Source organism: Arsenophonus endosymbiont of Crataerina pallida, from assembly GCF_964020125.1.
In the GTDB taxonomy this organism is placed as follows: Bacteria; Pseudomonadota; Gammaproteobacteria; order Enterobacterales; family Enterobacteriaceae; genus Arsenophonus; species Arsenophonus nilaparvatae.
The window spans coordinates 426693-439143 of the sequence record NZ_OZ026540.1 but is presented as its reverse complement, the minus strand read 5'-3'; the positions used below and the strand labels follow the sequence as shown (position 1 = coordinate 439143).

The following is a 12451-nucleotide window of genomic DNA, read 5'->3' as shown; positions in this document are numbered from 1 at the left end:
CCACAATTACCGGAGACTCAGCTATTAAAAAAACTGAGTAGGTGCTCTTTTTACAGGACACCGAGCCTTACGTCAAATTATTCTGCAGAAATCTGTGTTTCTGTTTCAGCCGGCTTTTCAGCAGAAACCGCCTCTTTAATACTAAGGCGAATACGACCCTGCCGATCAATTTCCAATACTTTGACTGGCACTTCCTGACCTAACTGTAAGTAATCAGTAACTTTTTCAACGCGTTTTTCTGCTATCTGAGAGATATGCACCAGCCCTTCTTTACCACCACCAATGGCAACAAAAGCACCAAAGTCAACGATACGTGTGACTTTGCCCTGATAGATACGACCAACTTCAACTTCTGCGGTAATATCTTCAATACGACGAATAGCCGCTTCTGCTTTAGAACTATCGGTAGCAGCAATTTTTACGGTACCATCATCACCAATTTCAATCGTAGTACCGGTTTCTTCAGTCAATGCTCTAATGACAGAACCACCTTTACCTATTACATCTTTGATCTTATCAGGATTGATGTGGATAGTATGAATACGTGGCGCAAACTCAGAAATCTCTTCACGAGGGCCATTAATAGCCTCTTCCATAACACTTAAAATGTGTAAACGAGCCCCTTTTGCCTGGTTTAACGCAACTTGCATAATTTCACGCGTAATGCCCTCAATCTTGATATCCATTTGCAGAGCACTAATACCTTCACGACTACCCGCGACTTTAAAATCCATATCGCCTAAATGATCTTCATCACCCAAGATATCGGAAAGCACAACAAAATCATCGTTTTCTTTCACTAATCCCATTGCAATACCTGCTACCGCTGCCTTAATTGGAACACCGGCATCCATTAATGCTAGTGATGCCCCACAGACGGAAGCCATAGAAGAAGAGCCATTAGATTCAGTGATTTCAGACACTACACGTACAGTATAGGGAAACTCTGACTGATTCGGCATCACCGCCAATACTCCACGCTTAGCCAAACGCCCATGGCCAATTTCACGCCTTTTTGGCGAACCGACCATGCCTGTCTCACCTACTGAATAAGGAGGGAAATTATAATGGAATAGAAAACGATCGGTATATTCACCCATCAGCTCGTCAATAACTTGCGCATCACGTTCAGTACCAAGAGTTACCGTGACCAACGCCTGCGTTTCTCCGCGCGTAAATAATGCTGAACCATGGGTACGAGGTAATACACCCGTACGGACATCAAGTGCACGTACCATGTCTTTTTCTCGCCCATCAATCCGCGGTTCACCTTTTAATACCCGAGTACGGACAACTTTTTTCTCTAAACCGGAAAGAATGTCGTTTATCTCAGCAACATCTAAAGATTCATTTTCTGCCAAAAGCGCATTAGCGACATCTTCTTTAATTGCATCAACGTTAGTGTAACGTTCTTGTTTTTCAGTAATACGATAAGCATCACCTAAGCGCTCTTCAGCTAATTGAGCAATACGATTATGTAATTCTTCATTAATCGCTTCAGGCTGCCAATCCCATTTCTCTTTACCTGTTTCGGCTACCAAGGCATTAATATTATCAATCACGATTTGCTGTTGCTCGTGACCAAAAACAACCGCACCAAGCATTTGCTCTTCCGTCAATAAATCAGCTTCAGACTCTACCATTAATACCGCACTCGACGTACCTGCGACAACTAAATCTAAGCGACTGCTATTCAATTCATCAACGGTGGGATTTAAAACATACTGGTCATCAATATAACCAACACGAGCTGCACCAATTGGACCATTAAATGGAATACCCGATATAGATAATGCAGCAGAGGCGCCGATCATAGCAACAATATCTGGATTCACTTGCGGATTAATGGATACAACCGTAGCAATAATTTGTATTTCATTGACAAATCCCTCTGGAAACAAGGGACGAAGTGGACGATCAATCAGCCGGGCTATCAGTGTTTCACCTTCACCAGGACGACCCTCACGACGAAAAAAACTACCGGGGATCCGGCCGGCAGCATAAGATCGCTCCTGATAGTTAACTGTCAGTGGAAAGAAATCCTGCCCTTCTTTCACTTTTTTCTGCCCAACAACAGTGACAAATACGGCTGTATCACCCATATTAACCATAACTGCAGCAGTCGCCTGACGCGCCACCATACCCGTTTCGATAGTGACGGTATGCTGGCCATATTGAAATTTACGAACAATAGGATTAAGCAAAATAATACCCTTTTAATAGCTGTTTATTTATATAACAACACCAATATTTCCTTTCTTGCTACATCCTCGCGACTAATGACAATACTGAATATTTTTACTTATTTTGTGAATATCAGTATTCTCATTAGCCGCGCGAACCGGTTGTAGCTAAAGAAGCTCACATTATTTAGAAATAAATTGACAAAAATCTATTTCCTAAAATCATTTTGTAAGTGTAAACCAATTCTAAAAATTTTTTCCGCTTTCTAGCAGAAAAGGGGCCTACTGGCCCCTTTTCTTTTGAAACCAACTAATCAGCGACGTAATCCTAAGCGCTCAATAAGTGTGGTATAACGAGCAACATCTTTACCCTTAAGATAGTTCAATAACTTACGGCGCTGAGCAACCATACGCAACAGCCCTCGACGGCTGTGGTGATCTTTCTTGTGCTCTACAAAGTGACCTTGTAAATGATTGATCTCCGCAGTCAATAGAGCAACTTGAACTTCACTAGAACCCGTGTCATTTTTATCACGGCCATAGTCTGAGATAATTTGCGCTTTCGCTTCAGTACTTAGAGACATAAATAACTCCAAATTTTCCATTAAACATAAGGAAAGCCAATCTCTAATTCAGCCTTCCCGAACAAATGCTCACCTATTTTACGCTTCAATTAATCATAACGCAAGATTACATCTAAATCCTATCAAACACTTTCCACCACTAAACGACGAGGTGCTATCCTATTTTGTTCATCGATCTCAGCAATACCAATAAATTTATGCATATCACCTTCTGTTACGCGAACTTTATTACCTTCGGAAAGCCGATGGTTAGCAACAACAACCGCTTGCCCTTGTTTAAAATAGCTTGCAACAATCGATGAAATATTGATTTCAGGAAAATGATTAACTGCTGTATCCATTGGTAATAATAAAGGATCTAATTGTGCCTCCAGAGAAGTTGTCCCTAATTCCACTTGCTGCTTAAGCGTATATAATTGTTCTATTGTTACCATACGTTCACTGGGATAACTAGCTACCTGTAAGCGCCTTAGATTAATCACATGAGCACCACAACCCAACAATTCACCTAAATCATCAATAATAGTTCGTATATAAGTTCCTTTAGAACAATGAATTGTTAATTCCAGTTCATTCTCTTGCCAGCGCTCAAATTGTAAATCATAAACAGTAATCGGTCGGCCTTCACGTTCAATAGTAATCCCCTGACGGGCATATTCATAAAGTGGCTTACCCTGATATTTAAGCGCAGAATACATAGACGGTATTTGGATTAAATTACCACGAAATTTATCTAATGCTTTATCAAGTTGCAGCTGTGTTATTTCGATAGGGCGTTGACAAATTATTTTACCATGCGCATCTGAAGTATCAGTACGCTGTCCTAAACGAGCAATAACCCGATAGCGTTTATCAGAATCAAGCAAAAATTGTGAAAATTTGGTTGCTTCACCCAAACAAATCGGTAACATGCCGGTTGCTAAAGGATCGAGTGCTCCTGTATGACCGGATTTTTTTGCATTAAATAAACGACGTACTTTCTGCAAAGCGTCATTAGATGAAAGTTCTGCCGGTTTATCTAATAACAATACTCCGTGAACCTCACGACCACGACGACGCCTCATTACTTCCTCTCTTTATCATCTTTTGTAGTATAACGGCGCTTTTCATCATCACGGATCACGTTGCTAACTAAATTAGACATACGCATACCTTCCACCAAAGAGCTATCATAAAAAAAAGTTAATTCAGGAACAATACGTAAACGCATCGCTTTACCCAACAAAGAACGAATATGTTTCGCCATATCACCATTCAATACTTTAATACCATTTTTAACCATATCTGTTTCATGTTCTTTTGCTGATATGTTTAAAAAAGTCACGAACACTTTGGCATAAGCCAAATCACGAGAAACTTCCACCCCTGAGACAGTAGCCATTTTAACACGTGGATCTTTAATTTCTCGATGAAGAATAATGGCGATCTCTTTTTGTATTTCCTGGGCAACACGCTGAGCACGACCAAACTCTCTTGCCATTATGATATCTCCTCACAAGGGTAAAACTAAAATATAATGACCATTAATTATTATGATATATATATTAGAAAAATAAAATTCAATACTTATATCTATTTGATTTTTATATAAAATAAATATTAACTATTATTTATCATAATAGAATTAATCCCATCGCAACAATCGATAACCAATATACCCGATCTAAATGGTTATCTATAACTCTTTAACTAAAAGGCCATAACATCAGTTATGGCCTTTTAATAAGCATCAATAAAGCAGGCATTAATTATCAATAGAACGTTTCACTTCAATGATTTCAAATACTTCTATCATATCACCTAGACGTACATCATTATAATTCTTCACACCAATACCACACTCCATGCCATTGCGTACTTCGTTGACATCATCTTTAAAGCGACGTAATGATTCCAATTCACCTTCATAAATAACCACATTATCCCGCAATACACGGATAGGGTTATTACGCTTGATTATGCCTTCAACAACCATACAACCAGCAATGGCCCCAAACTTAGGTGATTTAAACACATCACGGACTTCGGCTAATCCGATAATTTGCTGTTTATATTCAGGCGCCAACATACCACTCATCGCCTGTTTGATCTCATCGATAAGACTATAAATAACCGAATAATAGCGTAGATCCAAATTTTCACTTTCAACAATGCGTCTTGCTGCAGCATCGGCGCGAACATTGAAACCAATGATAATTGCATTAGAAGCAGCAGCCAATGTAACATCGGTTTCTGTAATACCACCTACACCTGAACCAATAATTTTCACTTTCACTTCATCAGTTGATAATTTTTGCAACGAATCAGTAATGGCTTCACAGCTACCTTGTACATCGGTTTTTAATACAATATTTAACTCAGAAATCTTACCATCTTCCATATTAGCAAACATGTTTTCTAGTTTTGACTTCTGCTGGCGTGCCAATTTTACTTCTCGGAATTTACCTTGACGATAAAGTGCAACCTCACGCGCTTTCTTTTCATCACGGACAACCGTTGCTTCATCACCTGCTGAAGGTACATTTGATAACCCCAGAATTTCAACCGGAATTGATGGCCCTGCAGACTGAATATCTTCACCTAATTCATTACGCATTGCACGAATACGGCCATACTCAAAACCACATAGTACAATGTCACCTTTATTAAGGGTGCCTTCCTGAACTAAAATCGTCGCAACCGAACCGCGACCTTTGTCCAAATAAGACTCGATAACAACACCACTTGCCATTCCAGTACGAACCGCTTTGAGTTCTAATACTTCAGCTTGTAATAAGATAGCTTCTAATAATTCATCAATCCCTGTCCCTTTTTTGGCAGATACATTGATAAATTGATTTTCGCCACCCCACTCTTCAGCCACAACACCATATTGCGACAGCTCATTTTTGACGCGATCAGGATCAGCTTCGTGTTTATCAATTTTATTAACTGCAACGACAACCGGCACATTAGCGGCCTTGGCATGCTGAATAGCTTCTATCGTCTGAGGCATCACACCATCATCCGCCGCAACGACCAAAACAATAATATCCGTTGCTTTAGCACCGCGGGCACGCATTGAAGTAAATGCAGCATGTCCTGGTGTATCTAAGAAGGTAATCATGCCTTTATCTGTTTCAACATGATAGGCACCTATGTGCTGCGTAATGCCGCCAGCTTCACCCGATGCAACTTTAGTTGAACGAATATAGTCAAGTAATGAAGTTTTACCATGGTCAACATGCCCCATGATGGTTACGACTGGCGCCCGAGGTTCTGCAACTGCTTCACCGGTATCACGATCATTTAAAATCGCTTCTTCCAGCTCATTTTCACGCCGTAAAATAACTTTATGCCCCATTTCCTCTGCCACAAGTTGCGCTGTTTCTTGATCAACAACCTGATTGATGGTCACCATAGCGCCCATTTTCATCATGGTCTTGACAACTTGTGAGCCTTTGATTGCCATCTTATTCGCTAATTCAGCAACCGAGATAGTTTCGCCAATCACGACATCACGGTTAATAACCGCAACCGGTTTTGTGAAGCTTTGCTGGAATGAACTGGTTTTTTTCTGTTTACCTTTGGTTTTATTCGTACGACCAACCGCTCGCTCTTCTTCGCGATCAGCTTTTTCAGAATGTTTATTATTTTTTTTCTGCCGAGTAGCCTTTCCAGCTCGATTTCGGGCGCGACGGCCTTCTTCTTGGGCATCATTTTCATCTTCTGCTTCACGAGCATGACGAGAAGTCGTAGTATGATAATCTACATTATCTTCCGTTTCGTCATTACTACTCCAACGATTGGAGTTTTCCTCTGCCATACGACGAGCTTCTTCGGCAACGCGTTTAGCTTCCGCTTCAACCTTACGTCGCATCTCTTCTTCAGCTTTACGTTTAAGCTCTGCTGCCTCAGCTTCGCGACGCTGTTTTTCAGTATAAGCAGCCGAATCTTGACTGGATTTAGCTGTTTTTGGATTATTTTTACTTTGTTTCACTTTCTCTTTTTCCGCTGCTTCGCGCTTTGCTTTTTCAGCTGCTTCACGTTTCGCTTTTTTCTCTTCAGCTTCACGTTTTGCTTTTTTTTCTGCTTCGCGCTTTGCTTGCTCTTCCGCTTCATGCTTCACTTGTTCTTCAGCTTTCGCTTTTTCCAAGGCATCGCGGTCAACATATGTGCGCTTTTTACGGACCTCAATGTTGACTGATTTACTTTTTCCGCCAGTACTCGGCACACTTAGTGTGCTGCGAGTTTTTCGCTGTAGTGTTAATTTGCCAGTCTGGTTACCTGTCGTCCCATCTTCACGATTTAAGTATGCAAGTAAAGTTTCTTTTTCATTTTGAGTAACAGCATCATTTTCAGTTTTCTTTATCCCGGCATCAGCAAACTGCTGTACCAGGCGTTCAACTGAAGTTTGAATCTCTGCTGCCAATGATTTTACAGTTTCATCTGCCATTCTGTTCCTTCCTGCTACAAATTATTTTGGATCGTTGCCAAACCAGCAAATATTGCGCGCAGCCATAATAATTTCACCAGCCTGTTCATCATTCAGCCCTTCTTCAATATCTCTCAGATCGTCGATCCCCTGCTCGGCAAGATCTTCCAATGTACAAATACCATGAGCAGCTAGGTTCATTGCTAAAGCATGATTCATACCTGGTAGATTTAACAGATCCTCAGTTGGCTGATTATCACCCATACTCTCTTTTTGAGCCAATTCTAATGTCGTCAGCGCTGCTTTCGCTCTTTCACGCAAAACTTCAATCGTTGTCTCATCAAGACCTTCAATTTCTAATAGTTCGTTGATTGGTACATAAGCTAATTCTTCTAATGTAGAAAAACCTTCTTCAACGAGAGCAGTAGCGAATTCTTCATCAATATCAAGGTGCTTAACAAAAGAATCAATAGATGCATGTGCCTCTGCTTGATGTTTAGCTTCAAGTTCTTCCGCGGTCATTACATTCAATTCCCATCTGTCATCTCCACGATGCTTTTTCAGTAACTGGGAAGCTAAGCGAACATTTTGTCCATTGCGGCCAATTGCCTGAGCCAAATTACTACTTTCAACGGCAACATCCATCGTACATTTATCTTCATCAACGACAATAGAGGCAACGTCAGCTGGCGCCATCGCATTAATCACAAATTGTGCAGGATTATCATCCCACAAAACAATATCAATACGCTCTCCTCCAAGTTCGCTTGATACTGCTTGCACCCTTGCACCACGCATCCCAACACAAGCGCCTACTGGATCGATGCGTTTATCATTCGTTTTTACGGCAATTTTTGCCCGCGATCCTAGATCACGAGCAGCGGCTTTAATTTCAATAATTTCTTCACCGATTTCCGGTACTTCTATGCGAAATAATTCTACTAACATTTCAGGACGAGAACGGCTAACAAACAGCTGCGCTCCACGCGCTTCTGGGCGTACATCATACAATACACCACGCACACGGTCACCTGGTCGAAAGTTTTCACGTGGTAACATATCTTCCCGTAAAATTACCGCTTCTGCATTATTACCTAAATCCAAGGTAATATTTTCACGATTGACTTTTTTTACCACCCCGGTAATGATTTCACCTTGCTGCTCACGAAATTGCTCGACAACCATCGCTCTCTCAGCTTCACGTACCTTTTGAACAATAACCTGTTTTGCAGTTTGAGTGGTAATGCGGTCAAAGGTAACAGACTCTATTTGATCTTCTACATAATCGCCTAAATTAATCTCTGAGTCTTCAAATTTTGCCGCATCTAAAGTAATTTCCCGTGTCGGCTGTGTAACTTCTTCAACCACCAACCAACGACGAAATGTATCAAAATCTCCCGTTTTACGATCAATATTAACGCGAACATCAATCTCTTGTTCATATTTTTTCTTAGTAGCTGTTGCTAATGCGGTTTCAAGCGCTTCAAAGATTTTTTCGCGAGGAAGCGATTTTTCATTAGAAACCGCTTCCACAACAGCCAGAATTTCTTTATTCATCCTAGTTGCCTCATTGAACTTTATTAAAAGTGGGGTACCAGGTTAGCTTTCTGGATGTTTTTTAGTGCAAACACTTCGTCCTTGCCATCCACAGTAACCGTAATCATTTCGTCATCAACAGCTTTAATTATACCTCGCCATTTACGACGGTTCTGCATTGCTATTCTTAATATTAAATTCACTTCTTTACCAATAAAATGCTGATAGTGTGCAACAGTAAAGAGTGGACGCTCAAGTCCTGGTGAAGATATCTCCAGGTTATAGAGCTCTGATATCGGATCTTCAACATCCAGTACTGCACTGACCTGGTGGCTAACTTCGGCACAATCATCAACGGTAATACCATTTTCGTTATCAATATAAACGCGTAATGTCGAAACCCGTGCTCGAATAAACTCCAGACCAACAAATTCAAAACCTAGAGCTTCTACCGGCACTGAAATCATCGATATTAATTTTTGCTCTAACGTGGACAAACCCCACCCCCAGACATAAAAAAAGGGCTAAAAGCCCAGTAATTCTGTTTTAAATAACAAAAAACCCCGAAAACCGGGGCTTTATGCAACTGGACCCTATACACTGCCAGTAGGTTTAACCCCTGACTCAGCACTCTTCCAAACGAAAATAATCCAATAAGACGCCTGAAATAGATCATATGCTAAGAAGTGGTTGCGGGAGCCGGATTTGAACCGACGACCTTCGGGTTATGAGCCCGACGAGCTACCAAGCTGCTCCATCCCGCGTTCGGAAATTCCGCAAATTTTACGCTGATAATATGCGAAACGCAAGCTATCTTTTAAAATGGTGCCGAGAACGGGACTTGAACCCGTACGCCCGTTTTATAGGCACTACCACCTCAAGGTAGCGTGTATACCAATTTCACCACCTCGGCACACCAGTAAGACAATTTTTTAATAAAACCGCCTCACTACACAAACTGTTGCTTAATTAATTAGGGATATCACTTGTTGGTGCTACAGGCGCTGTAGGAACTCCCACTGGTTTCTCAACTTTAACAGGTTCACCAATGTTTTCCCATTTGCTTCCAGTCACACTTTTATTAGCAGTTAAATTCCCTAAAATTAAACTGATAACAAAGAATAATGTTGCAAAGATAGCCGTCATCCGCGTCATAAAATTACCTGATCCTGATGAACCAAATAATGTTGCAGAAGCACCTGCACCGAATGAAGCTCCCATATCAGCACCTTTCCCTTGTTGCAGCATGACCATACCAATCAGCGCAATTGAGACTAATAAAAAGATAACCAAAAGGGTTATGTACATAGCTAACTACCTATTTGACAATAAAGTTCGGAAAAACCTATCTACTGCAACTTGCTCCTTAAGTCGTTACTTTAAGGAGCGGTTTTGAATACTAACCAAACCTTAGCTGACAAGCAAGATTATTTTTATCTCATCGTACTATTTGTAGAAAAAAACAACAAAAGTTGTTCTCCAAAGCCAGTTGACGAAAAATGACACAATACTTATACAACCATATGATCTTTTATAAAAATATTTGACCTATTTCACTTGCTTGACAACTTCAGCAATGCGATTAGCCATTGCGGTAACCTGCTTTTCATTCTCACCTTCCACCATGATACGAATTAAAGGCTCGGTACCTGATTTACGCAATAAAACCCGTCCTCTACCTGCTAGTTCTTTTTCCACTTGGTTTACCACATTTAAAACTTCTTCTGTGGCCAATGGATTATGGCTACCGGAAAAACGCACATTTATTAATACTTGAGGCATCAATTTAATCTCACAACAGAGATCATAAAGGCTCATATTATTACGGAGCATCGCACTTAGAACTTGTAAACCAGCAATAATTCCATCACCTGTTGTCGTTTTATCTAACAAAATAATATGGCCTGAATTTTCAGCACCAAGCCGCCATCCTTGCTCTTGTAATTTTTCGAGAACATAACGATCGCCAACTTTTGCCCTGATAAAAGGTATATCCAACTGTTGCAGGGCTAATTCTAATCCCATATTACTCATTAAAGTGCCAACAACTCCACCGTGCAATTGACCTTGTCGAAGTGCATCACGCGCAATAATATAAAGAATTTGATCACCATCTATTCTATTACCACGATGATCAACCATTATTACCCGATCACCATCACCATCAAAAGCAAGACCAATATCCGCTTTTTCTGTTACCACACGTTTTTGCAATAGCGTAACATCAGTCGCGCCACAGCCCTCATTAATATTCAGTCCATTTGGTTCACAGCCGATTGCGATGACTTCCGCACCAAGCTCAGTTAAAACATTCGGGGCAATATGATAGGTTGCGCCATTAGCACAATCTAAAACTATTTTTAATCCACTTAAACTTTGGTCACTGGGAAACGTCCCTTTGCAATACTCTATATAACGCCCAGCAGCATCAACAATGCGACTCGCTCGTCCTAATTCGGCAGACTCAACACAAGTAAGTGGTTTTTCCATCTCAGCTTCTATTGCTTCTTCTACATCATCAGGTAATTTAGTGCCATCAATCGAAAAAAATTTAATACCATTATCATAATAGGGATTATGGGAAGCAGAAATAACAATGCCCGCTTCAGCACGGTATGTGCGTGTTAAATAAGCAATCGCTGGTGTAGGCATAGGACCTGTAAATGCAGCTGATAACCCCGCTGCTGCAAGACCCGCTTCTAAAGATGACTCCAACATATAACCTGAAATGCGTGTATCTTTACCTATGATTATTTTACGAGAACCATGACGCGCTAAAACCTTACCCGCTGCCCAACCCAATTTCAAAACAAAATCAGGGGTAATTGGGTTTTCTCCTACTTTGCCACGAATACCATCGGTGCCAAAATATTTGCGCTTACTCATAATCATCTGTTTCCTTTACTGAAAGGGTTGCTTGAACAATCTTCATAGCCTGTACAGTTTCTTTCACATCATGAGCACGAATAATCTGTGCTCCCTGCATAGCTGCGATAACTGCGCATGCGATACCGCCAATAAGCCGTTCCTCTAGTGGTACATCTAATAGTTCACCAATCATAGATTTACGTGACATACCAACTAGTAGTGGCACTCCGAAAGCATGAAATTTATTCAATTTCGCTAATAATTGATAATTATGCACCAAGTTTTTACCAAAACCGAAACCTGGATCAATAATCAAACGATTTTTCGCAATGCCAGCCACTTCACAGCGTTCAATTTCATCTGATAAATACTGTTTTACTTCTACAACCACATTTTTATAATCGGGTGTTTGTTGCATTGTCTTAGGTTGACCTAACATATGCATAATACAGATTGGTAATCCTGTTTCAGCCGCAGCTTCTAATGCACCCGGTTCATGTAACGACCGAACATCATTAATAATATGCGCACCTGCTCTAGCTGCCTCTGTCATGACAACAGCTTTAGATGTATCAACAGAAACCCAAACATCAAAACGGTCAGTTACTGCTTCGATTATTGGGATAACTCGATCAAGTTCTTGCTGTAGACTGACTTCACTAGCACCCGGACGGGTTGATTCACCACCAATATCGATAATTGCCGCACCATGGTTAACCATACTAGCTACATGCTTGAGCGCATAGTCATAACGATTGTATATACCACCATCAGAAAAAGAGTCTGGAGTAACATTTAATATTCCCATAACAACAGGACAATTAAGATCAAGCTCTATTTTTCGGGCAGTAATTTTCATAATCACC

Annotated in this window: 10 protein-coding genes and 2 tRNA genes; all 12 read right to left on the bottom strand. The window is 40.7% G+C overall.

The features are described from left to right. Positions 1–77: 77 nt before the first annotated feature. Complete coding sequence (gene pnp / locus AACL31_RS02340; protein ID WP_310511357.1) at positions 78–2204, bottom strand: polyribonucleotide nucleotidyltransferase; 2127 nt, start codon at positions 2202–2204, stop codon at positions 78–80. Between the two features lie 293 nt (positions 2205–2497). Beyond that, positions 2498–2767 carry a 30S ribosomal protein S15 gene (gene rpsO / locus AACL31_RS02335; protein ID WP_310511358.1) on the bottom strand — a complete coding sequence of 90 codons (270 nt, stop codon included), beginning with the start codon at positions 2765–2767 and terminating at the stop codon, positions 2498–2500. A 122-nt stretch (positions 2768–2889) separates the two neighbouring features. Further along, complete coding sequence (gene truB / locus AACL31_RS02330; RefSeq protein ID WP_310511359.1) at positions 2890–3831, bottom strand: tRNA pseudouridine(55) synthase TruB; 942 nt, start codon at positions 3829–3831, stop codon at positions 2890–2892. Then, positions 3831–4247 carry a 30S ribosome-binding factor RbfA gene (gene rbfA / locus AACL31_RS02325; RefSeq protein WP_310511360.1) on the bottom strand — a complete coding sequence of 139 codons (417 nt, stop codon included), beginning with the start codon at positions 4245–4247 and terminating at the stop codon, positions 3831–3833. Before rbfA ends, truB begins: the two co-directional genes overlap by 1 nt. A gap of 264 nt (positions 4248–4511) precedes the next feature. Next, positions 4512–7202, bottom strand: a complete 2691-nt coding sequence (gene infB, locus AACL31_RS02320) for a translation initiation factor IF-2 (protein ID WP_310511361.1) — start codon at positions 7200–7202, stop codon at positions 4512–4514. A gap of 21 nt (positions 7203–7223) precedes the next feature. Next, a complete protein-coding gene (gene nusA, locus AACL31_RS02315) occupies positions 7224–8738 on the bottom strand; it encodes a transcription termination factor NusA (RefSeq protein ID WP_310511362.1) in 1515 nt (504 codons plus the stop codon). Positions 8739–8761: 23 nt separating this feature from the next. Then, entirely contained in the window at positions 8762–9214 is a 453-nt protein-coding gene (gene rimP, locus AACL31_RS02310; RefSeq protein WP_032114389.1) for a ribosome maturation factor RimP, read from the bottom strand. A gap of 190 nt (positions 9215–9404) precedes the next feature. Next, positions 9405–9481, bottom strand: a tRNA-Met gene (locus tag AACL31_RS02305). Between the two features lie 59 nt (positions 9482–9540). Beyond that, positions 9541–9630 (bottom strand) — tRNA-Leu (locus tag AACL31_RS02300). Between the two features lie 56 nt (positions 9631–9686). Beyond that, entirely contained in the window at positions 9687–10025 is a 339-nt protein-coding gene (gene secG / locus AACL31_RS02295; RefSeq protein WP_310511363.1) for a preprotein translocase subunit SecG, read from the bottom strand. A 240-nt stretch (positions 10026–10265) separates the two neighbouring features. Continuing rightward, positions 10266–11603, bottom strand: coding sequence for a phosphoglucosamine mutase (gene glmM, locus AACL31_RS02290; protein ID WP_032114573.1), 1338 nt, complete (start codon positions 11601–11603; stop codon positions 10266–10268). Beyond that, on the bottom strand, positions 11596–12444 hold the full coding sequence (folP, locus tag AACL31_RS02285; protein ID WP_339053721.1) for a dihydropteroate synthase: 849 nt from the start codon (positions 12442–12444) through the stop codon (positions 11596–11598). The genes glmM and folP overlap by 8 nt, the downstream gene beginning before the upstream one ends. Positions 12445–12451 lie beyond the last annotated feature (7 nt).

Bases quoted from the DNA above. Each gene is read 5' to 3' on its own strand.
- nusA (WP_310511362.1), bottom strand. From the start codon at position 8,738: ATGAATAAAGAAATTCTGGCTGTTGTGGAAGCGGTTTCTAATGAAAAA.
- rbfA (WP_310511360.1), bottom strand. From the start codon at position 4,247: ATGGCAAGAGAGTTTGGTCGTGCTCAGCGTGTTGCCCAGGAAATACAA.
- secG (WP_310511363.1), bottom strand. From the start codon at position 10,025: ATGTACATAACCCTTTTGGTTATCTTTTTATTAGTCTCAATTGCGCTG.
- infB (WP_310511361.1), bottom strand. From the start codon at position 7,202: ATGGCAGATGAAACTGTAAAATCATTGGCAGCAGAGATTCAAACTTCA.
- folP (WP_339053721.1), bottom strand. From the start codon at position 12,444: ATGAAAATTACTGCCCGAAAAATAGAGCTTGATCTTAATTGTCCTGTT.
- rpsO (WP_310511358.1), bottom strand. From the start codon at position 2,767: ATGTCTCTAAGTACTGAAGCGAAAGCGCAAATTATCTCAGACTATGGC.
- truB (WP_310511359.1), bottom strand. From the start codon at position 3,831: ATGAGGCGTCGTCGTGGTCGTGAGGTTCACGGAGTATTGTTATTAGAT.
- glmM (WP_032114573.1), bottom strand. From the start codon at position 11,603: ATGAGTAAGCGCAAATATTTTGGCACCGATGGTATTCGTGGCAAAGTA.